Annotated in this window: 22 protein-coding genes; 2 read left to right on the forward strand and 20 right to left on the reverse strand. The window is 65.2% G+C overall.

Annotated elements, in window-relative coordinates; all coding sequences use genetic code 11:
- Positions 1-123 precede the first annotated feature (123 nt).
- From NY08_RS09240 to NY08_RS09270, 7 genes are all read right to left on the reverse strand, one after another.
- Positions 124-549 (reverse strand): PPOX class F420-dependent oxidoreductase, encoded by a 426-nt coding sequence (locus NY08_RS09240; protein WP_045195977.1) that lies wholly within the window; start codon positions 547-549, stop codon positions 124-126.
- Positions 550-704: 155 nt separating this feature from the next.
- A complete protein-coding gene (locus NY08_RS09245) occupies positions 705-1,898 on the reverse strand; it encodes a glycerate kinase family protein (RefSeq protein WP_045195979.1) in 1,194 nt (397 codons plus the stop codon).
- A gap of 30 nt (positions 1,899-1,928) precedes the next feature.
- On the reverse strand, positions 1,929-3,428 hold the full coding sequence (locus tag NY08_RS09250) for an SLC13 family permease (RefSeq protein WP_082073739.1): 1,500 nt from the start codon (positions 3,426-3,428) through the stop codon (positions 1,929-1,931).
- Positions 3,429-3,500: 72 nt separating this feature from the next.
- Positions 3,501-4,160, reverse strand: coding sequence for a response regulator transcription factor (locus NY08_RS09255; protein WP_045195981.1), 660 nt, complete (start codon positions 4,158-4,160; stop codon positions 3,501-3,503).
- Positions 4,161-4,170: 10 nt separating this feature from the next.
- The gene (locus NY08_RS09260) at positions 4,171-5,661 is read right to left on the reverse strand and encodes a sensor histidine kinase (protein ID WP_045195983.1); all 1,491 of its coding nucleotides are present in this window, start codon (positions 5,659-5,661) and stop codon (positions 4,171-4,173) included.
- Positions 5,658-6,104 carry a hypothetical protein gene (locus NY08_RS25090; protein ID WP_052683733.1) on the reverse strand — a complete coding sequence of 149 codons (447 nt, stop codon included), beginning with the start codon at positions 6,102-6,104 and terminating at the stop codon, positions 5,658-5,660. The genes NY08_RS09260 and NY08_RS25090 overlap by 4 nt, the downstream gene beginning before the upstream one ends.
- Before the next feature lie 80 nt (positions 6,105-6,184).
- Positions 6,185-7,642, reverse strand: coding sequence for an amidohydrolase (locus tag NY08_RS09270; protein WP_045195987.1), 1,458 nt, complete (start codon positions 7,640-7,642; stop codon positions 6,185-6,187).
- 73 nt (positions 7,643-7,715) lie between these two features.
- On the opposite strand from NY08_RS09270, the gene NY08_RS09275 reads away from it, so the two are divergent.
- Positions 7,716-8,150, forward strand: coding sequence for an acyl-CoA thioesterase (locus NY08_RS09275; protein WP_045195989.1), 435 nt, complete (start codon positions 7,716-7,718; stop codon positions 8,148-8,150).
- Here NY08_RS09275 and NY08_RS09280 read toward each other — a convergent pair.
- From NY08_RS09280 to mftE, 13 genes are all read right to left on the reverse strand, one after another.
- Positions 8,126-10,072, reverse strand: a complete 1,947-nt coding sequence (locus tag NY08_RS09280) for an acetoacetate--CoA ligase (RefSeq protein ID WP_045195991.1) — start codon at positions 10,070-10,072, stop codon at positions 8,126-8,128. The two genes, NY08_RS09275 and NY08_RS09280, sit on opposite strands and share 25 nt — an antisense overlap.
- A gap of 31 nt (positions 10,073-10,103) precedes the next feature.
- Entirely contained in the window at positions 10,104-11,720 is a 1,617-nt protein-coding gene (locus NY08_RS09285; RefSeq protein ID WP_200893182.1) for an AMP-binding protein, read from the reverse strand.
- 54 nt (positions 11,721-11,774) lie between these two features.
- Entirely contained in the window at positions 11,775-12,548 is a 774-nt protein-coding gene (gene eutC, locus NY08_RS09290; RefSeq protein ID WP_032397555.1) for an ethanolamine ammonia-lyase subunit EutC, read from the reverse strand.
- Positions 12,549-12,637: 89 nt separating this feature from the next.
- Positions 12,638-14,050 (reverse strand): ethanolamine ammonia-lyase subunit EutB, encoded by a 1,413-nt coding sequence (locus tag NY08_RS09295; RefSeq protein WP_032397556.1) that lies wholly within the window; start codon positions 14,048-14,050, stop codon positions 12,638-12,640.
- Positions 14,047-15,501, reverse strand: coding sequence for an ethanolamine permease (eat, locus tag NY08_RS09300; protein WP_045195994.1), 1,455 nt, complete (start codon positions 15,499-15,501; stop codon positions 14,047-14,049). Before eat ends, NY08_RS09295 begins: the two co-directional genes overlap by 4 nt.
- Positions 15,502-15,641: 140 nt before the next feature.
- Positions 15,642-16,619 carry a cation diffusion facilitator family transporter gene (locus tag NY08_RS09305; protein ID WP_032397558.1) on the reverse strand — a complete coding sequence of 326 codons (978 nt, stop codon included), beginning with the start codon at positions 16,617-16,619 and terminating at the stop codon, positions 15,642-15,644.
- A gap of 80 nt (positions 16,620-16,699) precedes the next feature.
- The gene (locus NY08_RS09310; protein ID WP_045195996.1) at positions 16,700-17,239 is read right to left on the reverse strand and encodes a DUF779 domain-containing protein; all 540 of its coding nucleotides are present in this window, start codon (positions 17,237-17,239) and stop codon (positions 16,700-16,702) included.
- Positions 17,239-18,762, reverse strand: a complete 1,524-nt coding sequence (exaC, locus tag NY08_RS09315) for an acetaldehyde dehydrogenase ExaC (RefSeq protein ID WP_032397559.1) — start codon at positions 18,760-18,762, stop codon at positions 17,239-17,241. The genes NY08_RS09310 and exaC overlap by 1 nt, the downstream gene beginning before the upstream one ends.
- A gap of 146 nt (positions 18,763-18,908) precedes the next feature.
- Positions 18,909-20,204: a transcriptional regulator gene (locus NY08_RS09320; protein ID WP_045195998.1), complete on the reverse strand. Its 1,296-nt coding sequence runs from the start codon at positions 20,202-20,204 to the stop codon at positions 18,909-18,911.
- 109 nt (positions 20,205-20,313) lie between these two features.
- Positions 20,314-20,451 (reverse strand): hypothetical protein, encoded by a 138-nt coding sequence (locus tag NY08_RS26245; RefSeq protein ID WP_176459466.1) that lies wholly within the window; start codon positions 20,449-20,451, stop codon positions 20,314-20,316.
- Positions 20,452-20,501: 50 nt separating this feature from the next.
- Entirely contained in the window at positions 20,502-21,995 is a 1,494-nt protein-coding gene (gene mftG / locus NY08_RS09325) for a mycofactocin dehydrogenase MftG (RefSeq protein ID WP_045196000.1), read from the reverse strand.
- A 33-nt stretch (positions 21,996-22,028) separates the two neighbouring features.
- The gene (gene mftF, locus NY08_RS09330; RefSeq protein WP_045200057.1) at positions 22,029-23,426 is read right to left on the reverse strand and encodes a mycofactocin biosynthesis glycosyltransferase MftF; all 1,398 of its coding nucleotides are present in this window, start codon (positions 23,424-23,426) and stop codon (positions 22,029-22,031) included.
- A gap of 125 nt (positions 23,427-23,551) precedes the next feature.
- Positions 23,552-24,238, reverse strand: coding sequence for a mycofactocin biosynthesis peptidyl-dipeptidase MftE (gene mftE / locus NY08_RS09335; protein WP_032397562.1), 687 nt, complete (start codon positions 24,236-24,238; stop codon positions 23,552-23,554).
- Positions 24,239-24,308: 70 nt separating this feature from the next.
- On the opposite strand from mftE, the gene NY08_RS09340 reads away from it, so the two are divergent.
- The gene (locus tag NY08_RS09340; protein WP_032398253.1) at positions 24,309-25,025 is read left to right on the forward strand and encodes a GntR family transcriptional regulator; all 717 of its coding nucleotides are present in this window, start codon (positions 24,309-24,311) and stop codon (positions 25,023-25,025) included.
- The last annotated feature ends 12 nt before the right edge of the window (positions 25,026-25,037 follow it).

A 25,037-nucleotide genomic window follows, 5' to 3' on the forward strand; every position in this document is an offset into this window, starting at 1 on the left:
ATATCCGTGTGTATGCACCGGGTCGTTACAAGTCGGTACCCGATTCGGAGTCGCCCGACACACTCCGACTCCATTCGGCACCCGGTCAATCTACAGGCCCGACAGCGCGGATCCCGCCGGTCGTCATCCCGTCATGTCGAAAGCGGCGATTACCTTGGTCGGCGTGATCCGAACGATCAATTCGCCCGGTACGCCGTTGCGGGTGCCGAACTCCTCGGCTCGCTCGCGGCCCATGTACCTGGCCCCGATCTCGGTCGCTGTGCGGACCAACTCGGCCGGGTCCTCGTCGACCGACGCAATGCCCTGCACCTGGACGAATCCGTACGGCGGCTCCTCGAGATCGACGGTGAGGACGACGCGGGGATCACGGCGGATCGATTTTCCCTTGGCCGTGTCTCCCCCGGTGTTGAACACGATCGCGTCGCCCTCGACGACGAACCAGATGGGTGCCACCAGTGGCCTTCCGTCGGAGGCGAGGTACCCGAGCTTTCCGGTGCGGGTGCCCGCGGACAGAAACTCGCGTACGCGCGGATCGGTGATCGACGTCATCGCTGTCACGCTACGCGGGTGGTCCGACAGAAGCGGCGACCTCGGACACTTCCGCAGGTCTGCGGGGCCGATTCGCACTGCTCGGACATCCCCGACCAGCTCTCGTGCGTCGTACGGACGATGCGCGCGGTCGATTCCGCTCGACCGGTGCCGACTCAGCGGCCCAGGGTCGCTCCGATCAGAATCAATCTCATCGCTCGCTCCGTGGCATCGGTCAGAAACTCGGCACCCCGTTCGAGCGCTTCGACCAATTCCACCGGCGAGGGCAGAATGCCGGCGAAGGCGTCGATACCCGAGTCGTAGTTGGCGCGGGCGTCGAGACCGATGGTTCCCGCGAGTGCCACCACCGGTTTTCCATGGAGCTTGGCCCGGCGGGCAACCTCCGTCGGGATCTTCCCCTTGGGCGTCTGCTGGTCGATGGCCCCCTCGGCGGTCAACACCAGGTCGGCTGTCGCGATGAGACTGTCGAGGTCGACGTGATCGAGCATCACCTCGAAGCGCGGTAGCAGCTCGGCCCGCAGGACCGCTGCCACGCCTGCCCCCATCCCGCCGGACGCACCAGTACCGGGCCCGGTGCGGAGGTTCAGACCGGCCGGTCGCGTCGACACGTCACGCTCCAACACCTCGGCCCAGCGGTCCATCGCAGCCGACAGGATCTCCACTTGCGTCGAGCTGGCCCCCTTCTGCGGTGCGAAGACCCGTGCGACCCCGCCGGGCCCACAGAGAATGTTGTGTGGGTTGCATGCGACCCTGATCTCCACACCGCTTCCCGGAGTCAGCCGTGAATCGAGGCCGGATACATCGATGTGGTCGAGCCGAGTCAACTCGCCTCCGCCGTCACCCAATTCGAGGCCGTCGGCATCGAGGAGTCGCACTCCGAGCGCCTGTAGGAGCCCCGCACCGCCGTCCGAGGTGCCGGAGTCGCCGCAGCCCAACAGGATTCGCTCGGCACCGTAGTCGAGGGCGGTGCGGATGAGCTCACCGACTCCGCGACTCGTGGTCACCGTCGGGTCGCGCATGTCGCGCGGAACCAGCGACAGACCGGCCGCTGCCGCCATCTCCACGACCGCTGTGACCGGCCCGTCCGTTCCCAGAAGAGCGAAATGGGAATCGACCGGCTTGCCCACCGGCCCTGTCACGACGGTGTCGATCACCTTGCCCAGGGTGGCACCGGCAAGGGCGCGAGCGGACCCCTCACCCCCGTCGACCAGGGGGACCGAGTTGACGATGGCCCCGGGCACCACCCGGCGAATACCAGCGGCAATAGCCGACGCGACCTCGTCGGCACCGAGAGATTCCTTGAACCCGGACGGGGCGACGACGAACCGGAGCGGGGTGGAAGACGGCATGGTGATCGATTCCTTTTCGAGGGTGGGAGATCAGGCGATGGGGGTGCCGAGCAGAGGCCACACGAACACGGCGAAGAACAGCACGGTCGCTGCGGTCAGCGGCGCGAGAAAGGCGGACAGGCGTAGCAAGTCCTTCGGTGAATACGTCTCCACACCTTCGGCTTTGGCAAAGATTGCCACCGGCTTCGCCGACGACGGCATGGTGTGACAGAAGCCCGCTGCAGCCGTCGAGGCGAATGCCGCGGCCACGGGATCGACTCCGAGCGCCAGAGCCGTGGTCACGACCAGCGGAACGAGGACGGACGAACGCGCCGAGCGAGATTGAATCAGAAGATGCGAGGCAACCGAGACGACGATCACCACCGCGATGAACACCCAGGGCGGTGCCGACCCGATCGGGACCACCGTGAACAACCCGTCCGAGAGCCACCCTGCCGCACCGGACGTCGTCAACGCGGTCCCGAGGGCCAGCGTCGCCGCCATGAACAGCAGCAGCGACCACGGCACAGTAGCGAGAGCCTTTCCGAACTCGGTCGTACCGAAGCGCGGTGACGTGGAGATCAACGCACCCAGCAGAGCGATGACGGCAGGGTGGACGCCGTGCAACGGTTCGGAGCACCACAGCACCATGACGACGGCCAGCAGGGTCGCGGCCCGGTTCTCTGCGATGGTCAGCGGTCCCGTCACCGGCGTCGGCAGCCGCGACGCCAGATCGGACACGTTCACCGCCAGTGGGATTCGACGATCCTCACGATCGGTGAACAGCAGCAGCACGAGTTCCGCTGAACAGTGGCTGCTGACCACGGCCAGCGGAACACCGAGCAACAACCACGCGGTGAAGCTGATGCCGGTGCCCGTGGCGCTCTCGAGCACCTGGCTGGTGATCAGATGTGCCCCAGCGCCGATGAGGGTCGCCACGGCGGACAGCAGGATGACGGTCGGAAACAGGATTGCCAACGCCCGCACCACTCGCTTGCGCTCGGCAAGCGCCTGCGCCAGCGCCAGAAACACGGGCAGCGCAAGTGCCGCACGACCTGAGGTGGCGGGTATCGCGAAGGCGGTCACGATCAGTGCGGCCGTCACCAGGTGCGCCAGCTGGCGTACGGTGCCCGCGCCGCTGACGATGAACACTGCTGCGCGCGTTGCCAAACCGGACTCGCGAACTCCAGCGGCAATGATGAACGCCGCGATGAGAAGCCAGATGGTCTCCTCGCCGAGGGTGTCGAACAGTCCGTCGGTGCTCACCACACCGGTCAGTACCAGAGCCAGTGCGGCACCGAGGGCGACGTAGGTGTCGTCGATCTTCGTGAACACCCAGAGTGCGACAGCTGCAGTGAACACGACGAGCGTGGTTCGTCCCGCGCCGGGTAATCCGTCCGCCGCGCCTGCGAGTACGGCCAGAAGCACCAGCAGCGCAACCGAACTCAGGACCACCTGAACCATCCTGCGGGTCAGCAGGTCGCGAAAGCGCCACGACTGCAAGGGTTCCGGGACCGGAGGTGGCTGCGTTCTGAAGCTGACCGTGTTCATGTCGACCAGTCTCCGGCCGACCGATGAAACTTCGATGAACAGTCGATGAGCGTTCTTTCATGAGCGATCCGCTCAGGCCAGTCGATACCCCATGCCGCGCACCGTCTCGATTCGGTCGGAACCGATCTTCTTGCGCAGCATCCGAACGTAGACATCGACGACGTTGGAACCGGGGTCGAAATCGTATCCCCATACGTGACTGAGGATCTGCTCACGCGAGAGGACCTGCCGCGGGTGACGGAGAAACATCTCGAGCAGAACGAACTCGCGTGAGGTCAACGACACCACCGCATCGTTCACCACCGCACGTCTGGTGAACAGGTCCACTGCCAGAGAGCCCGATTGCAGAACGGAGACCGAGGGCTCTCGGTCACCGCCACGCAGACGCAATCGAATACGTGCGAGTAGCTCCTCGAATCGGAACGGCTTGGTCATGTAGTCGTCCGCTCCGCCTTCGAGGCCGGTCACGGTGTCGTGCACCGAATCACGGGCCGTCAGGATGATCACGGGAACTCCGACACCGGCGCCGCGCAGTGATGCGATCACCTCGAACCCGTCTTTGCCCGGCAGGCCCAGATCCAGCACGACGAGGTCGAAGTCTCCGGTCGACGCACAGTCGATCGCATTGATGCCGTCGGCAACAGTGGTGGTGGTGAAGCCGTTGGCCTTCAATCCCTTTTCGACGAAGGACGAGATGCGCTCGTTGTCCTCGGCGATCAGTATTCGGCTCATCGTCGCTCACTCATCGAGCCGGCAGGTCGAGCCCGAATGTGGCACCCGCACCGGGCCTGCTGTCGAGCGTCGCGGCACCGTGGTGCCCATCGGCGATTGCACGCACGATGGACAGACCGAGACCCGCGCCGCCATTGTCCGAGCGACTCGATCCGGTACTGCCCCGGGCGAACCGCTCGAAGATGGTTCTCGAGTCCTCGCTGGACACACCGGGTCCGGAGTCACTCACCCACAACAGAACTCGATCTTCGGCACGCTCCGATCCCACCACGATCCGGTCACCGGTCCTGGTGTGCGACACCGCGTTCTGCGCCAGCTGAAGCACTGCCTGGGTGACTCGTTGCGGATCGACCCGTACCGAGCCCGTACCCACGTGCCCCAGTATCCAGTCGCGGTCGGCGAGCGCGCGGACCTTCGCGTCGATGTCGCGCGTGAGGGTTTCGAGATCCACCGGCTGCTTGTGGACGAAATCCGGGCGCTCGGCTTTGGCGAGGAGCAACAGGTCCTCCACGATCCGGTTCATTCGGTCCAACTCGTCGGTGACGAGCCGGACCGTCTCTTCGCGCTCACGGGGATCGTCGCCCATCAGTTCGAGATGCCCGAGGACGATCGTGATCGGCGTTCGTAACTCATGGCTCGCGTCGTCGACGAATTGTCGCTGCGCGGCGAACGCGGCCTCCAGTCGATCGAGCATGTCGTTGAACGTGTCGGCGAGCTCGGCAACATCGTCGCGACCGCCCACCTCGATCCGCCTGGACAGGTCGTCGGTGGTGATCTGGGCCGCGGTCCGGCGAACCAGGCGCACGGGCGCAAGGATCTGTCCGGCCACCACCCAGGCGATGCCGCCCGTGAACAGCAATGCCATCAGTGACACTCCGACCACTACGCGAACGGTGTCGGACACGTCGCCGCGCTCGCGGTCGACGAGAATTCCGATCGCGAAAGTTCCGGCCTGGCCCCCGCCGGACGGTTCGGCGACCTGTTTCGCCCAGGCGACTTCGCCTTCCGAAGTCTGCGTGGATCCAACACTGTCGGGTGAGTTCACGATGGCCGACACGACAGCCGCATCGGCGACCAGATCTCCTGGACCGCTGCGTTCCTGACGCAACAGTCGATCGGTGTAGCCGAACAGGATCTCGTCATCGTCCGGGTATTGGCGCTGCAGGTGCAACTGGAGCAGATCGGCGACGTTGCCGAACGGCAACCCGTCGTCCGGGTCGCGGCCGGTGGCCGCGAACTCGCTGAACTCGCCGATCTCCTGCTCGAGAGCTACTGCGGTGTCTCGCTCGACCTCCGCGAGGAGGATCGTTCGCACGGCAACCCCGACGGCCAGCATGGCCAGAGCCATGACGAACAACAGCCAGCCGAGAATGCGCACCCGCGCCGGAACCCGCGTCCCTACCCGGGCGCTACGGAGCGCAGGCTCGGGCACCGGCCCCTTCGGCGCGAGCGCCTCGGTGCGAGCCTTCGTGTCGTCGATCAATTCTTCGGTCGAGTTCACCCGTCGTCGTCTTCCGCGTCGTCGCTGTCCGCATCGTCCTGGTCGCCGAAGTCGTCGTCGTCATCCCGGTCCGGGTCCGGTAGGACCTCGACAGGCGGCGGGGCGGGGACGACGATGGACTGCGGCGCCGCTGGAGGGGCCGGTGCGGCCGGAGCCGTCTCGCCCGCTGCACCCGTGGCGATGGGGGGAGCTGCGGTCATCGATGGGCCCGGGTCGGCCGATGGCGCCGTATCGCCCAGTGGGGCCGGGGCGCTCGATGGGGCCGCCGACGGTGCCGCGTCGGACGGCTGGGGCGACGCGCTCGATGGCGCAACTCCGACGGTGACCCGCGGCTCGAAGCTCGGTGCCTGCGGGGTATCGGCAAGTACGGTGCTCGCCAGCGCTACGCCCACCGGAACGATCACCACGGCTGCCAGGACTGCGATCTTGGGTGCGAACTTCACGCCACCACGGTCTCTGCGGTGTGTGAGACGGCGATGAGGGCGACATGAGTAATTTCTCATGTCCGTGCCGAAGTGGGTGCCTACCCCCCAGCTGCGTGAGTGAGCGCACCGGCGCAGATCGTGGCTCTGATCTCCGTCTCGGCGAGATCGTGCACCGAACGGTGCACGGGATGCTCGACGAGAACGACGATGTCCGCCGCATCCCCCACTCGGAGTGACCCACGGCCACCGCACGACGCGCGCAGGGCAACCTCGAGGGGCACTGCTTCGTCGAGGTGCCATGGGGGTCGCTCGTCGTCGGTACGGAACACCGCTGCGGCGACTCCCGCCAACGGCTCCGGTGGACTGACCGGGGCGTCGGAACCGAAGAGCAGCCTCGCACCGCTGCGGTGCAGCGAGCCGTAGCCGTAGGCCACGGAGCGGCGTCCGGCCCACAGGTCCTCGGCGATGTCGCGATCGGACATCGCGTGCTGCGGTTGTACCGATGCCGTGACGCCCAAGTCGGCGAAACGCGTGATGTCCTCCGGCAGGATCTGCTGTGCATGTTCGATTCGGCCACCGCAGCCGGCGCGCTCGAACGCATCGAGCGCGACACCGTTGGCGCGATCACCGATCGCGTGGACGGCCGCCGTGATGCCGCCGCGTGACGCACGTGCAACGAGCTCGAACAGACTCTCCTGGGTCTCGAGCAACAGCCCGTACGCGTCGTCACCGTCGATGCCCGGATACCGATCGTGGCAGCACGCCGTTCGAGTATTGAGTGAACCGTCGAGCATCACCTTGAGCGGGCCGCGCCTGATCAGTTCCGAGTGGGCCGAGACGTCTCCGGTCCGCTCGCCGCGATCGAGTGCCTCGTCGAGCCACTGGGGCCACACCGTAGTGTCGATGCGCACCGCAGGAGATCCGGCCGTCAGGCGTCGATCCCAGACCGTCTTGTTGTCTGCGAACTCGAAATCCACGACGCCGGTGACACCGCGGACCGCCAGTGCGGCGGTCGCGTCGAGCACGGCCCGATCGAGCTCGGCCGGGTCGTCCTGCTCCTCGAGCGCCATGACCGCTTCGAGGCCGTCGACGTCGCGGAGCACCCCGGTGGGGTGATCGATACCCAGATCGTCGAGCAACGCCGGGCTCAGCCACAGCGTGTGCAGGTCCATGCTCGTCATGGCCACCCGGGCACCGGGCAGTGCATTCTCGAGCAGGTCCTTGTGCGGCTCCTCGGGCCAGTGCGCGTCACGGAAGCCGTTGGCGCGCACCACCGAATCGCCTGCCGTCCGCGCATAGGGGTACACCAGTGCGACGGCATCGGCCGCCGACATCGCCGGCCCGACATCGATTCGCCGACGCGCCGCCGCCCACTGCGTCAGGTGCACGTGCGAGTCCACGAACCCGGGCAGCGCCACTCCGCCCCCACCGTCGAGCACCTCGGCACCCGGTGTGCGTCGAGAGCCCGCGGGGGTGATCGACGCGATGACCGAGCCTACGAGTTCGATGTCGACGAGCACGCCGGAACCATCCAGTGCGACATTGGCGATAAACACTCCTGGGACTCTAGAGCGTCCTCCGCACGGGCGCGCATGCCATCCTCTAGCAATGGATACAGAGCCTGTTGCGATGCAGACAGAGCCGACCGAGCCCGTCGGATATCACGCGAGCGTGACGGTGCGCTGGTCCGATATGGACGCTTTCGCGCACATCAACCATGCTCGGATGGTCACCCTGCTCGAAGAAGCGCGTATCGAATGGCTGCTCAGCGAGGGCGAGGCCAACGAGTCTCTGATCAAGAGCGCGTTGATCGCCAACGTGACCATCGCGTACAAGAAGCCGCTCCGACACTCGGACGGTCCACTCGACGTGACGCTCTGGTTCGAGAAGGTACGCGCGGTCGATTTCACCATCGGGTACGAGGTCCGGGCGGCGGGCGCGGCACCCGATTCGCCGCCGGCCGTGGTGGCGACGACCCGGATGGCGATGGTCGACGTCGGTGCCGAGACCCTGCGCCGCATCGCGCCGGAGGAGAAGGCCTACCTCGCGCGGTGGACTCGCTGAAACTCGGCCGCCCGGTCGACGAACCACGCCAACGCAGTCGGATCGTCGACGGCACTCGCATCGAGAGTGCCTGCAGTAGCGGCACCTTGGAAGAGTCGTTTGAGAGGTACCTCGAGCTTCTTCCCCGTTCGAGTGTGGGGTATCGCAGGCGTGGCAACGATGTCGTCGGGAACGTGTCGCGGCGATGCCTGTGTTCTGATGACGGATGCGATGCGCTCCCGCAGTTCGTCGGTCACACCGTCCGGTACCACCACGAACAGGGGCATCCAGTATCCACCGTCGGGTAACTCGATGCCGAGGACGAGCGCCTCGGTCACCTCGTCCAGAGATTCGACGGCCTGGTAGATGTCGGCGCTGCCCATGCGAATTCCGTTGCGGTTGAGCGTCGAATCCGATCTTCCGTGCACGACGACGCTGCCGCGGTCGGTCATCGTGATCCAGTCACCGTGCCGCCAGATTCCCGGATAGGTGTCGAAATAGGCGTCCCGGTATCGAGATCCGTCGGCGTCGTTCCAGAAGTACAGCGGCATCGACGGCATTGGTTCGGTGACGACCAGTTCGCCGACGGTACCGCGGACGGGTTCGCCGTCCTCGTCGTAGGCGTCGAGCGCGACCCCGAGAAAGGGCACCGACAGCTCCCCTGCCCAGACCGGGGCGGTCCGCACTCCCCCGGCGAACGCCGACACCACGTCGGTCCCGCCGGAGATGGAGAAGACCGGCAGGTGCGCTCCGATGTTCTCCGACAACCAGATCGACGACGATGCAGGCATCGCGGACCCAGTGATGCCGACGGCCCGCAGCGCCGACAGATCGTGGTCGGTGCCGGGATGCGTGTCGGCCTTGATGCACGAGAGCACGTACCCGGGGCTGGTACCGAGGTACGTCACACCCAACCGAGCGGCGATGTCCCACAGTGTATCCGGTGCCGGAAACGCCGGGTTGCCGTCGGCGCACACGATGGTGGCACCGGTCAGCAGGCCGGCGATCTGGAAGTTCCACATCATCCAGCTGGGGCTGGTGTACCAGAAGAACACGTCTTCGGGGCCCAGATCGGACTGTAAGGCAACGGATTTGAGGTGTTCGAGCACCACACCACCGTGACCGTGCACGATTCCCTTCGGCAGACCCGTGGTGCCCGAGGAGAACACGACCCACAGCGGGTGGTCGAAAGGCACCGACGCCGGGGCCAGTTCACGACTGTGCTCCGTTGCGGCAGACCAGCTCACTGCGTTTCCCGACGCCTCGCCGACCGTCACCACGACCTGCAGTGTCGGCAGCCCCGACGTGAGCGCGTCGACGTCGGCGGCCTTGTCTCGGAACTTCCCTCCGTACACGTACCCGTCGGCAGTGATCAGTGCCGTGGGTTCGAGCTGGCCCAGACGGTCGAGTGCCGCTGAGGCCGAATAGTCCTGCCCGCACGCGGACCAGACCGCCCCCAGGCTCGCGGTCGCCAGGAAGGCGATCACCGCCTCGGGGACGTTGGGCAGGTATCCGACGACGCGGTCGCCGCGTCGGACTCCCGCGTCGGCCAGCATGCCTGCCAGCGCCCCGGCCTGATCGATCATCTCCTCCCACGTCACGGTCCGCGTCGAACCGTCTTCGCGGGCGTGGACGATCGCGGCGCGGCCCGATCGAGCGTGCCGAACGACCTGGTCCACGTAGTTCAGTTCCGTACCCGGAAACCAGTGTGTTCCCGGCATACCGTGCTCTGCGAGCACCGTCGTCGGCACACTGGAGGAGCGAACCTCGAAGAAGTCCCACACCGCTCGCCAGAACAGTTCCAACTCGTTCGTCGACCATCGCCACAGAGACGAGTAGTCCGGTAGCAGCACATCGTGGCGTTTCTCGACGAATCGCGCGAACTCGGTCACCCGAGCCTCGGCGACGTCGGAATCCGTCGGTGTCCACAGCGCACTGGTCATGGCAGCGAGTATGGCAGCCCGAGGGCGATATTCAGATCAATCCGAGCGACCGTTCGCGCATTTCCACCTTGCGCACCTTGCCGGTGACCGTCATCGGGAACTCGTCGACCACGTGCACGTATCGCGGGATCTTGTAGTGCGCCAGCCGTCCGTCGCAGAAGGCGCGCACCGCAGTCGAATCGAGAGGCGCTGCACCGTCTTTCATCTTGATCCACACCATGAGCTCCTCGCCGTACTTCGGGTCGGGCACACCGATCACCTGGGCGTCGAGGATGTCGGGGTGGGTGTAGAGGAACTCCTCCACTTCGCGGGGATAGATGTTCTCGCCGCCGCGGATCACCATGTCCTTGATCCGCCCGGTGATCGCCACGTAGCCGTCTTCGTCCATCACCCCGATGTCGCCGGTGTGCATCCACCCCTCGCCGTCGATCGCCTCCGCGGTCTTGTCTGGCTGCTGCCAGTAACCGAGCATCACCGAATAGCCGCGAGTGCACAGCTCGCCGGCCTCGCCTCGGGGCAGCGTCTCGCCGAGGACGGGGTCGACGATCTTGACCTCGAGGTGCGGACCGACGCGTCCGACGGTCGACACCCTCTGCTCGATGGAGTCCTCGCTTCGAGTCTGCAGCGACACCGGAGACGTCTCGGTCATGCCGTAACAGATCGACACCTCGGCCATCCCCATTCGGTCGATGACCTGCCTCATCACTTCGGTGGGACAGGGCGATCCGGCCATGATGCCGGTACGCAGACTGCCGAGGTCGAATTCGTCGAAGTTCTCCAGTGCCAGTTCGGCGATGAACATCGTCGGGACTCCGTAGAGCGACGTGCACTTCTCGGCGGCGACGGCCGTCAACGTCGCCACCGGATCGAACGAGGGACCGGGAATCACCATCGCTGCGCCGTGCGAGGTGCACGCGAGATTGCCCATCACCATGCCGAAGCAGTGGTAGAACGGCACCGGAATGCAGACGCGGTCCTCTGCGGTGTAGTGGCAGAGCTCGCCGACGAAGAAGCCGTTGTTGAGGATGTTGCGATGGCTGAGAGTCGCACCCTTGGGGAATCCCGTTGTCCCCGAGGTGTACTGGATGTTGATCGCATCGTCGGGACCAAGTCGCTCGGACACATCGGTGATCATCCGCGGAGTCTTCGCCAACGCTCGATGCCCGCGATCGGTCATCGCCTCCCACTGGATGCTCCCGATGAACAGCACCTCACGCAGCGATTCCACCTCGGGGCGCACGTCGTCGATCATCGCCACGTAGTTCGATCCCTTGAACTCCGTGGCCGACAACAACACCGACACCCCGGCCTGCTTCAGCACGAACTGCAACTCGTGTGAGCGATAGGCGGGATTGATGTTGACCAACACGGCACCGATCTTGGCCGTCGCGTATTGCGCCAGAACCCATTCCGGGCAGTTGGGAGCCCAGATTCCGACACGGTCCCCTACCTCGACTCCGGCCACGAGCAAGCCGGCCGCCAACAGGTCGACGTCGGCGACGAACTCCGAGTAGGTCCACCGCCGCCCGGACGCAACATCGATCAACGCGTCACGATCCGAGTACAGCGCCGCGGTGCGATCCAAATCGGCACCGATCGTGTCGTCCAGAACTGCGGTATCCGACGCGCCGGAAGAATAACTGTCCATGGACCCCACGGTAGTGAGCCCGGTCACGTACAGCCACCCCCGAATAGGGGGACATCACTCGAGTGTGAGGGCCTCGGCCGCTTCGAGCACATCGGCTCGCGAGGTGTCCTTCAACGCCACACCCGACCGCCCGAGTCTCCTGGCACCGGCCAACAGGCCGGCCACGATTCGTGCCGACTGTGCGTACCCCTGTCCCTCCGGCGGATGGATGTTGGAGATGCAGTTGCGATCGGCGTCGGTGCACCCGGGTTTCGGCAGATGCGTCAGGTAGATGCCGAGACTGTCCGCAACCGACAACCCCGGACGCTCCCCGATCAGAACCAGCACCGTCCGAACACCCATCGCCGCGGCGATGTGATCACCGAGCGCCACCCGCGCCTCGGTCGCGATCACCGGAGCCGCGATCGAATAACGATCGGAGAGCTCTGCTTTCAACGCTTCCAGCATCGCCACACCGTGATCGGCGAGCGCACGCGGGGACAAGCCGTCGCCCAACACTATGCCGATCTCGTCCTCGGAATGCGGCACCGCCGACAGATCCTTCGGCTGCCGACCCAGATCGGGCCGTCGCAGATACTCCGCACGACTGGTCGCCAACGACGTCACCACCGACGGTGCACCGAGACCGACCTGCTCGACCCGGCCCACGAACTCCTCGACCTCGAGCGGCATGTGCACCGCATCGCGCGCGGCGGCATGAGCAGAGCGAAACTCGAGCACCCGCGTGGTCGGCAACGAATCACCGATGCGCCCCAGTCCGATCCGGGCCTGCGTCATCGCCCGCATCTCGCCCCAGAACTCTGTTTCCGGTCGTTCCGCGGGCTCCACCCCTGCACTCCCTGGTCGTTCCGCGGGCTCCACTCCTGCACTCCCTGGTCGTTCCGCGGGCTCCACTCCTGCCACCTCCGATTCACCGGTCATCGCGCACTCATCAAGGCTCGCAACGGTGAACCCGCGGCATCGACGTCGAGGACCCGGCCGTCGGCGTCCACCATGCCCAGACGGGAGAGCCACGACTCGAATTCCGGTGCCGGCCGCAGACCCAGAACCTGTCGGACGTAGAGCACGTCGTGAAAGCTCAGCGATTGGTATCCGAGCATGACGTCGTCGGCACCGGGAACCGCGATGACGAACGCGACCCCGGCCGCGCCGAGGAGCGTCAGCAGGGTGTCCATGTCGTCCTGGTCGGCCTCGGCGTGGTTGGTGTAGCAGACGTCCACTCCCATCGGCAGTCCAAGCAGCTTGCCGCAGAAGTGATCTTCCAGGCCCGCCCTGATGATCTGCTTGCCGTCGTACAGGTACTCGGGCCCGATGAATCCGACGACGGTGTTGATCAGTAACGGCTCGAGATCGCGGGCCACGGCGTACGCGCGCGTTTCGAGGGTCTGCTGATCGACGGGGCGGTCGCCGGTGCCGATGTGCGCACCCGCCGACAATGCCGAACCCTGACCGGTTTCGAGATACATGACGTTGTTCCCGACGGTTCCGCGGTGCAGCGATCGGCCGGCCTCGTTGGCTTCCCGCAGCAGCGGAACGTTCACTCCGAAGCTCGAATTGGCTCCTTCGGTGCCCGCGATGGATTGGAAGACCAGATCGACCGGAACGCCCTTGTCGATCAGTTCCATCGTCGTCGTCACGTGCGAGAGAACGCACGACTGCGTCGGAATCTCGAAGCGTTGCCGAATCTCGTCGAGCAGATGCAGCAGGTCGGCCGTCGCCTGCGGTGAGTCGGTGGCCGGGTTGATCCCGATCACCGCGTCGCCCGATCCGAGCAACAGTCCGTCGAGCGTGGCCGCGGCGATTCCGCGGGGGTCGTCCGTCGGGTGATTGGGCTGGAGTCGCGTGGTCAGTGTTCCGGGCAGCCCTATCGTCGTACGGAACGCCGACGTCACCTGCGCGGCCCGCGACACCGCGATCAGATCCTGGTTCCGCATGATCTTGCTGACCGCGGCCACCATCTCCGGGGTCAGTCCGGCTGCCACCGAGCGCAACGTCGCCGCCGCGTTCGGCCCTGCGGTGACCTGTAGCAGCCAGTCCCGCAGACCTCCGACGGTCAGGTGCGAGACCGCCCCGAACGCGATTCGGTCGTGTGAATCGATGATGAGCCGGGTGACCTCGTCGCTCTCGTACGGAACGAGCAGATCGTGCAGGAAGACATCGAGCGAGACCTCCGACAATGCCCACTGCGCTGCAGCTCGTTCGGCATCGGATTCGGCTGCGCAACCGGCCAATTCGTCTCCCGACCGCAGCGGGGTCGCCTTGGCCATCAGGTCCACCAGACCGTCGAAGGTGTAGGTAGTACCCGAGACCTGTTGGGTGTAGATCGTCATTCCAGTTCGGCCTCGGCCTCGGCCAGTGCGGCGAATTCCTCGTCCGGCGAATTCGCAACCAGATGATGCCTGCTGTAGATGCCGAAGTAGGCCATGAACGCGACGAACACGGCCAGGCACCACAGCGCCGCGGTGGAGTCGACGACGAAGGTGGCGACAACGGCGAGGGCTGCGATGACCAACGCGAATCCGGTGGTCACGACGCCGCCGGGGGTTCGGTACGGGCGTTCCATTTTCGGCTCGTTACGACGCAGCACGATGTGGCTGACCATCATCAGAACGTAACTCAGAGCCGCGCCGAACACGGCCATGTTGAGCAACATTCCGCCCTGACCGGTCAACGAGAGCAAGAAGCCGATGACGCCCGGCACGATCAACGCCAGTGTGGGGGCCTTGCGAGAGTTGGTGATGGACAGCGTCTTCGGCAGGTACCCGGCGCGCGAGAGCGCGAACAGCTGGCGTGAGTACGCGTACATGATCGAGAAGAACGACGCGACGAGTCCGGCCAGGCCGATGTAGTTGACGATCTTGCTCGCGGTTCCGTCACCGAGAGCTTCCACCAACGGGTTCCCCGATTCCTTGACGGCGTCGGCACCGCCGGCCCCGGTCACCAGGAACAGCACGACGGCACCGGTGACGAGCAGCACGCCCATGGCGGCGATGATGCCGCGCGGGACGTTCTTCGTCGGATCCTTGGCCTCCTCCGCGGCCAGCGGAACACCTTCGATGGCGAGGAAGAACCAGATGGCGAACGGAACGGCAGCCCAGATTCCGAGGTAGCCGAACGGCAGGAATCCGGAGGCTCCGGCGGCGTCGGTGGGGGCGATGTCGGTCAGGTTGCTCGCGTCGAACTGTCCGATGGCGGCGATGGCGAAGACCACGAGTCCGACGAGTGCGATTCCGGTGATGACGAACATGATCTTGAGGGCTTCGCCTGCGCCGGACAGATGGATCCCGATGAACACGGCGTAGACCACCAGGTAGACCCACCAGCCGTCGGTGATACCGAACAGTCCGAGTGATTCGACGTAGGCACCGATGAACGTGGCGATTGCCGCCGGAGCGATCGCGTACTCGATGAGAATGGCTGTGCCGGTGGCGAATCCACCCCACGGCCCGAGCGCTCGGCGGGCGAAGGTGTAGCCACCGCCCGCTGCAGGCAGCGCCGAGGACATCTCTGCCATGCCGAGGACCATGGCCAGGTACATGCCCGCGATGATGATCGCCGCAATCAGGAGGCCACCGAAACCGCCCTCCGCGAGACCGAGGTTCCACCCCGAGTAATCGCCGGAGATGACGTAGCTGACTCCGAGGCCTGCCAGCAGTACCCAGCCCGCTGTCCCCTTCTTCAGGGTACGTTTGGCCAGGTAGTCACCGCCCTCGACGTGCGACCGAGTGCCCTCGTGAGAGCCGGATTTCGATTGAGACGACTGGGGGTCTACCACGGACATTGCAAGCCTCTCGTAGCAAGTTCGCTCGGAGCGGGGTCACGCCCGAGGGGACGATTCACAACACGTGTGGCGCGCGAATCGGTTCAAGATAGGCCCGTGATGTAAGCGCCGCGTCATCGATGAGTGACGGGCGAATTACGTCAGGTTCCGACGGCGTTGACGTCGCCGATGTCTCCCTCGTCCGGTTCGGCGACTGTCAGTACCGCGTCCACCACAGCCCTGTTGGTTTCCAACTCACGCTCCAGCCGCCGGAGCGTGTGCGCGATGCGTGATTCTGCGAAATCACCGACGAGATCGACACTCGCCACCACGTAGATCTGTTTGGGACCGACGAACTCGATGCGCACGAATCTGACCGACGCCACCTCGGGAAGTTGCTCGATCCGCTGCACCACCGCGTTCCATAATGCTCTCGATCCTGGTTCGCCGGTCAGGAATCGGCGGTTTCGATCGATCAACACGAAGGCGACGATTCCGAGCAGTACACCCACCAGAATGGATCCGATGGCATCGAAGGCCGCGGACCCCGTCAGTTGATGCAACCCGATTCCCGCACCGGCGATCACGATGCCGATCAATGCGGCGCTGTCCTCCGCGAACACCGCGCGCAGCGTCGGATCCGAGGTCTCGAGTGCGTAGTCGAGGAAGTCCTTGTCGTATTCGGCCGCTTCACCGCGAATCTGCCGAACCGATTGCAGGAACGACACTCCCTCGAGCAGAAATGCGACGGCGAGCACCACATACGCGACGAGGTAGTTCTCGCTGCTCGATTCGCCGGCGAGCAACGAGGTGATGCCGTGCCACACCGATACCGCAGCACCGGCGACGAAGAGACCGATGGCTGCGAGCGTCGACCAGAAGTAGGTCTCGCGCCCGTAGCCGAGCGGCCGCCGATCGTCGGGCCCGCGCGAACCTCGACGATTGGCGACGAGCAGGAAGATCTCGTTACCGGTATCCGCCCACGAGTGCGCGGCTTCGGCAACCATCGACGCCGACCCGGTGAACACTGCGGCGAACGTCTTGGCGATCGCGACGCCGAGATTGGCGACGAATGCGATCACCACGGTGCGCAGGCTTTCGCCGCCCTCGGCCGCGTCGGATTTCGATGAACTCTTCATCGCTCGCACTGTATGCGCTGCGCGCAGTGGTGCGGTTGTGTGCCACCTGCGGCATCCAACCGCACCACTGCCGCAAGCACTCAGCCCTGAAGCATCCCAGGGACGGGACACGCATCGACGGCCTCGGCGACCACCAAGGGGTCTGCGGGAACCTCCGGCCGTCGACCTTCTTCCCAGTCGACTCCCACCAGTGGTGGATGCTGCGCGAGAATGTCGTTCTCCTCGGCGGTGTATGCACGTCCGCGGCTGAGGAACCGCACTCCCTCGGGCGATTCGAGCGAGAATCCACCGCCGCGGCCGGGAACCACGTCGAGCACGAGCTGGGTGTGCTTCCACGCCTGGAACTGGGATCCCGAGATCCACACCGGCACACCGTCGCTCCCGGTCGGCAGGTCCTGTGGGACCTCACCGACCCCCAGCCGAAGGTCGATGTACCCCAGGAGAACGTCCCGGTCGCCGACGATGAATTCGCCTGCGGGATAACACATCGGCGACGACCCGTCACAGCATCCCCCGGACTGATGCATCATCAGTTCCCCGTGGATACCGCCGAGGCGACGGAGCAGGTCCATCGCCTCGACGGTGGTCTTCAGCCGCGCGGGCTGCGCAGCGCTGTTCATCAGAAGAAGCCCTGGGCCTTCTGGGCGTAGCTGACGAGCAGGTTCTTGGTCTGCTGGTAGTGATCGAGCATCATCTTGTGGTTCTCGCGGCCGATACCCGACTGCTTGTAGCCACCGAACGCGGCGTGCGCGGGGTACTGGTGGTACGTGTTGGTCCACACGCGGCCGGCCTTGATGTCGCGTCCGGCTCGGTAGGCGACGCCGCCGTCGCGAGACCAGACGCCTGCGCCGAGTCCGTAGAGGGTGTCGTTGGCGATGTCGATGGCATCGTCGTAGTCCTTGAAGGACGTGACCGACACGACCGGACCGAAGATCTCCTCCTGGAAGATGCGCATGTTGTTCTTGCCGGTGAAGATCGTCGGCTGGACGTAGTAGCCACCGTTCAGATCTCCGCCGAGCTGCGCACGCTCACCGCCGGTGACGACCTGTGCGCCCTCGCCCTTGCCGATCTCGATGTACGAGAGAATCTTCTCGAGCTGATCGTTGGACGCCTGTGCGCCGATCATGGTCTCGGTGTCGAGCGGATCTCCCTGTCGCACAGCCTTGGTGCGGATGGCGGCCAAGGCGAGGAACTCGTCGAAGATGTCCGCCTGGATCAGCGAGCGCGACGGGCAGGTGCACACTTCACCCTGATTGAGGGCGAACATCGTGAAGCCCTCGAGCGCCTTGTCCTGGTAATCGTCGTTGGCCTGCAGCACGTCGGAGAAGAAGACGTTGGGGCTCTTGCCGCCGAGTTCGAGCGTCACCGGAATCAGGTTCTGCGACGCGTACTGCATGATGAGACGGCCGGTGGTGGTCTCCCCGGTGAAGGCGATCTTGGCGATGCGCGGGCTGGACGCCAGCGGCTTGCCTGCCTCGACTCCGAATCCGTTGACGATGTTGACGACGCCCGGAGGCAGGAGGTCGCCGATGATCGAGATCAGGTGCAGGATCGATGCGGGAGTCTGCTCGGCGGGCTTGAGCACCACGGCATTTCCGGCCGCGAGAGCGGGCGCGAGCTTCCATACGGCCATGAGGATCGGGAAGTTCCACGGGATGATCTGCCCGACGACTCCGAGCGGCTCGTGGAAGTGGTATGCCACTGTGTCGCTGTCGATCTCGGAGAGTGATCCCTCCTGCGCGCGGATGCAGCCGGCGAAGTAGCGGAAGTGATCGACGGCGAGCGGAATGTCGGCGTTGAGAGTCTCGCGAATCGGCTTGCCGTTGTCCCAGGACTCCGCCAGTGCGATGGACTCGAGGTTCTCGGCGATTCGGTCGGCGATCTTGTTGAGAATCACGGCGCGCTCGGCTGCGGAGGTCTTGCCCCATGCGGGCGCTGCGGCGTGTGCGGCATCGAGCGCGAGCTCGATGTCCTCGGACGTGGAGCGGGCGACCTCGCAGAAGTTCTCTCCGGTGACGGGAGTCGGGTTCTCGAAGTACTGACCCTTGACCGGCGGTACCCACTCGCCGCCGATCCAGTTGTCGTAACGCGACTGGAACGACATGACGGAATCGGCGGAACCTGGACGGGAGTAGACGGACATTGAAAATCCTCCTGATCGACACGTGCTTCACAGTTGATGCGGTGTGTGATTCAGGACACTAGGGCTTGCAACGTTGCAACTACGTTGCCGATGCGACTGCATCTGTGTTGCCGCTGCTGCCGGAGGTACCGACAGTGGCGATAGCGTCAGATTCCGAGTTCGCGGTCGAGGAGATCGATACGCGCACTGACCTGCCCGTACAGCGCGGAGTCTCGGCTCAGGGTGGCCCGGTAGGCCTCCCACGCGATCACGTCCGATCGACCGTGAATCGACGACGTCCACTGCGCCAGTAGCACCGGATCTCCGAGTCGGAGCAGCGCGGCCTGCATTCGAGACCGCAGTTCCTCGCGGATCTCCTCGATGCCGGGCGCGGACGATCCGGGCAGCACCGGTCCCGAGTAGATACGAAGAGCAGCCTCGACGTCGCCGCGGTCGAGGGCACGCCGGATGTCGCCGACGTCCGAGGACAGCTCGCCGACCAGACGGTAGGGCCGCGACGCCAGGCCGGCGGTACCGAATGCCTTGCGCAATCTCGACATCTCGGCGCGAATCGTCACCGAGTCCAGCTCCTGCTCGTCGAGCAGCACGGCGAGGTGGTCGGAGCTGAGCCCTTCGGGATGCTCACCGAGTAGAAGCAGTATCTCCGCGTGTCGCTGGGAGAGCGGTATCCGGCCGGAACCACGCACCACTCCCGGCCGTCCGGATCCGAGAACCTCGAGCCGAGGAGCAGTGTCGCCCAACGATTTCGGCGAGTTCATCAGATGCAGGCGCAATTCGGACTCAGCGGCGGCGACGGTGGCACGCACCAGCGAGAGCACCTCGGGCACCGCAACGCGCGGGCCACCGGTGATGTCGATCGCCCCCAGGATGTGGCCACTGGTGGGGTGGTGAACCGGTGCCGCCGAGCAGCTCCACTCGTGCACCGACCGAGAGAAATGCTCGGACGCGAAGATCTGCACACTGTGGTCGACTGCGAGCGCGGTACCGGGGGCATTGGTGCCCTTGTTCTCCTCGCTCCAATCGACGCCCTCGGCGAAGTCCATCGTGAGCGCTCGGTCCTTGGCTGCGGAGTCACCCTCGACCCACAGCAGCCGGCCTTCGGCATCGGAGATGGCGACGAGCAAGCCGGTGTCCGCCGCGTCCTCGACCAGCAGCTTTCGGATGACCGGACGAATGATCGCCATCGGATGGCCGTTGCGGTAGCGCTCGAGATCCGGCCCGGTCAATGCCGGAGTGTCGTTTCCGCCGTCGGGATCGACCCCCTTGGTGCGACTGCGCATCCACGAGTCGAGTACGACGGACCTCACCGTCGAACCGTGAGTACGGAGGTCGTCCACGAAAGATTGGTGGGCATTGGACATCTGGCGCGCGAGCACAGCGACGTCCTCGCCGGGACGCACTGCGACCCAGGGGTTGCCGCCACTGTCCGATCGGCTTGCCATTCGACGCTTCCTCCGTGACCTGTCCACATCGTTGTTACCCAGCTCACAGACCAGGATACAGCCGTGGCCGGCGCGCGCGGCTGTGGCCGGTCGCGCCGACCCCGGTTGCCTACTTCTTCTTGGCGCTCGACGTGATGATGTCGTTGCTGGTGTCACCACTCGACTTGGCCCGCTTGTCCGCGCGCTTGTCCTTGAGCGATTTGCCGGATTTCTTGGTCATCGTGTTGCGGGGCGATTTGTCCGACATGGCAGTAACCCATCTATCGGGGAACCCGAACGGTCCCCAGACCATGAACGCTACGCCTCGACACCCCTACCGTGGTCTGCAATCAAGGCCGCTGCACGCTCGGCGAACATGATTGCCGTCGCATGCGGACCGCGGCTGGGCACCACTGGAAACGCCGAGGTGTCGACGACGAGGACACCGTCGACACCGCGCACCCGGCAGTGGTCGTCGAGCACCGCCTCCGGGTCCGATTCCGGGCCCATCTTGGCGCTGCCGGACAGATGCAGCGACGTACCGAGTGCCGCGAGGGGGTCGTCGATCGCGGGCACATCGACGATCTCCGACATGATCGGCGACGCCAGTAGATCGCGTGCGAGTTCGACGCCTTCGCGCATAGCGCGCCGGTCGACCTCCGATTCGAGATAGCGGTATCGCACGTCCGGGGACTCGAACGGATCCGTGCTTCGCAGCGTGATGCTCCCTCGTGCCGTCGAGCGCATGAGGCCGACACCGAACACGTGCGGCCCACGAGAAAGACCGGAGATCAATCGATCGAATCTCCCGGTGTACGGCCTGATCTCGACATCGCCCGCGTGCAACACCGCTTCCAGAGCACGAGATACCGTCGAGAATTCTTCGGTCGTCGCTACCGGAACGGCAACCTCGGGGTGGTCGCTGAAGCCACGGCCGACGCCCGGATTGTCGGAGATCACCGGAATCCCCAGCGCAACACTGCTTTCGGCCGGACCGATGCCGGATCGAAGCAGCAACGCGGGGGTGTGCACAGCACCAGCAGACAGAATCACCCTGTCGGACTTCACGATACTGCGTACACCGTCGACGATGATCTCGACCCCGGCCACCCTGTTTTTCTCGAACATCAACGACGACACCGTCGTATTCCCTTGTACCCGTAGGTTCTTTTGATCGATGACCGGCAGAAGGTATGCCAGAGCGGCACTTACACGGGTACCGTTTCGGATGTTCGACGGAACTGCGCCCACTCCTCCCACGGCCGCGTCGGGTGCGTTCATGTCCTCGTGGAATCGAAAACCTGCGTTCGCGGCCGCCTGCACGAACGATGCGGTCAGCGGATGTCGGTCCTGCTCCGACGTGCGCGAGACCGGCATCGGCCCGCGGGAACCGTGCCACCGATCGACCGCGTCGGCATCGAAATCGGTTTCGGAGCCGATGTAGAACGGCAGCACCTGATCGAACGACCACAAAGACTGCGGCCAGCCATCGAAGTCACCCGGCGTGGCGCGGACGAAGTAGCCACCGTTCACTGCGCCGGAGCCTCCCAGCACCCGGCCTCGCGCGATCGTCCGGGACACACCGGCCGCGAGTTCGGCCGTATAGGTTCCCACCCATTCGCTACCGGGGCCGATGGGAAGTGTCGCCGCGTCGAGCACGGCCGCCGGAACGTCGGCGACGCTGTGGAACGCAGGCCCGGCCTCGAGCAACAGCACCGACCGATCGGGGTTCTCACTGAGCCTCGATGCGAGAACGCAGCCGCAGGAACCACCTCCGACGACGATGACGTCGGCGAACTCGATCGGGTTCACACCGTCGACGGAGCAGACCGGGGTGGCACCACGTCAGCCGTCGAGGCGGGGCTTGAGGGCGTCGACGCTGCGGGCGGACAGTGCACCGTGCCACAGCCCCGCTCCGTAGGCGACGTCATCGGCTCGTTTGTAGAAGGCATAACGCACCGGATCGAGACCGCCGGGCTCCCGGTGCTTGTACCAATCCGAGAACGCCTCTGCGACAGCCAATCCCAGTGCGATTCTACGAATACGACTCGACAACAAGACGGCGAGCAGGGTGATCGGCCAATAGTGCCGACACAGGGCCGACGCCAGTTGCCACAACCCCGCCACGAAACCCTCGGCCGCGAGGATGGCCGCGATCCGAGTGGGCTGGTCCAGACCGACGAACATCCTGCGCAGACGAACGATCGTCACGCCGAGTGTGGCGGCAGCGCCGACGAGACCGATCCGCGTCAGACTCGCCGCGAGCAGACATGCAACCAACGTCCACGGGGACATCGCGATGGGCGGCACCATTCCCGGATGGCGTGCCGACAACGGTGTGGCACCGGTGCCGTAGAACAGCTTGCGGGCGAACCATTCGGCGAAGGTGACGCGATGCTCGTGCGCGACGTGGGCGACGGGTTCGTAGCGCAGCCTCCACCCCGCTTCCTGCAATCGCCAGCACAGGTCCACGTCTTCGGCCACGTGCATCGACTCGTCGAATCCGTCGGAGTCCATCGCCACCGACCGACGCATCAACATCGCGGCGCTGGGGACGTAGGACACCGAACTGCCTGCCCGTACCGCCGCTTCCTTGCGACCCAGGTCGAGCGACGAGCGGGCATGTTCGTACCTGGCCAGCGCACTGCCCTCGGGCTCGAGTGCGACGATGCGGGGGGCCACCAGGGCGACCGCCGGATCCGAGAAGTGGCCGAGCATCACCTCCAGCCATCCCTTACGTGGCACGACGTCGGAGTCCAAGAACGCTACGAAATCCGTTGTTGCACATCGTAAGCCGGTGTTTCGTGCGGCAGCAGGTCCACGTGAGCGCTCGTGCCGCAGCACCGTCATGCTGCCCACGCTCCAGGAGATCCGCGGTACGGCGACCGGCACGTCCGAGCCGTCGTCGACGATGATGACGTGCAGCCCGTGGAGCGACGCGATCAAGCGCTCCAACCCCGCTTCGTTGTTCTTGAGCGGCACGACGACGGTGACGTCGCTCGGCGAGGGAATCGACATCGGCCGCGGATTCCCGACTCCGGAGTCGAGCAATTTGCGGGCCACGAGCGCGGACTGCGAGTCGGTCACTTCGATGAACCCGTCGCCGATCATGGCGGCAGCGGTCGGTGCCAGCTTGAGCATGCGGGTCGGTGAACCACCGATCAGGACGCGCCCTTCGGAGAATGTACGTACGCGTGGATCGACTCGCACCCCGAAGCCGTCAGGCAACCGACCTTCACCCATCAGGAGATCGTAAGCGGACAAGCCGCCGGAGTGTCGGCCACCCGAGAAATCGGACGGAACATACCTGTTCCCCGTTTTCGGCAGCTTCTGGTCGGGGTCGCGACCAGGCGGTTCACCGGGTTCGGTCATGAGATCACGCCCTGCTCGGAGGGACTCCATCGCCCGACTGCATCGGCCGCTCGGGTGCACATCTGCTCGAAGGCGCGACGCCCTTCCTCCGCATCGGCCCCGGTCGGATCGCCGAGCACGCCGTTGGCGGTGATCGGAGCCAATCCACCGTCGCGCAGTGCCGGGAGCAGGGCGGCGATATCGGTCACATTTCCCACCTGCGCCTTCGTCATGTCCACCGCCTCGGGCGAAAGATGCAGCAGCAACGACGTTTCGGTCCGGCCGGCGTGAGCATCTGCTCCGGGTATCGCGCACGGAAACCACACGACATCGCGGCCCTCGTACCGGAGCTGCAGCACTGCGGTCCGCACCGTCGGTGCGTTTCCGCCGTGGCCGTTGACGAACACCACCCGCTCGGCCCACCGGCAGGCGGAGCGTCCGTACTCCACCAGAAGCGTTTCGAGCGCGGCCGCACCGATCGAGACGGTGCCGGGAAATCCTTCGTGCTCACCACTGGCTCCGTACGCGATCGGCGGGGCAACGGTTGCATGCGGAACGGTTCGCGCCACGGCGTCGGCGATACGAGTGTCGGTGTCGAGGGGAAGGTGCGGTCCGTGCTGCTCGATCGAACCGACCGGCACGACGAGGGTCCTCGATCGGTCGACGTCCGGCCAGTACTGAGCACCGAGTGAGTCCCTGGACATGGATGCAGATGATATCGGATGGAACGAAGCCGTCACGCCGCCGAAACACACGGTCGTTAATCTTCCATTCGTGCCACCCCGCCGTCGGTCCATATTGCTCTCGCAATTGTCGATATCGGCACCCGGTGGCCCGCAGCCGTCGATTCTGCGCGAATTGCGTCGGGTAATTCTCGCGGGCGACGCTCCACCGAATACCCCTATTCCGCTCAACGAAGTGGCGGAACTGTTCGGGGTGAGCAGAATACCGGTGCGCGAGTCGCTCAAGACGCTGATCGGCGAGGGCTTGGTCGATCATCGGCCGAATCTCGGCTACACGGTCGCCCAATTGACCGCGGCCGAACTACGCGAAATGTACATCGTCCGAGAGGTTCTGGAGACTGCAGCGCTCCCGATCGCCGTCGAATTCGCCACCGATGCCGACCGTGAGCACCTCATCGAGATCAATCGGCAACTCGAAGCGTCACTGGCTCGCGACGACTCGCGGGAGTATCACCGACTCTCACGTGAATTCCATCTGTCCCTGACGCGGCCTTCTCGGATGCACCGGTTGCTGCACATGCTCGAATCCGCCTGGAACATCACCGAACCCGTGCAGCCGATGGTGCATGTCGCCGGTTCCGACAGGGCATCACTGCACAGCGACCACGCCGACATGCTCACGGCATTCCTCGACGGCGATTCCGCGGGACTGCTCGGCGCAGCACAACATCACCACACGCGTCTCAATTCGGTCATTTCGACACTGTCGAACGACCATGGATTGTTTGCCGATCCGCCGTCGGAATAGCCGAGGGACGAA

The sequence above is a fragment of the Rhodococcus sp. B7740 genome (assembly GCF_000954115.1).
GTDB lineage: Bacteria > Actinomycetota > Actinomycetes > Mycobacteriales > Mycobacteriaceae > Rhodococcoides.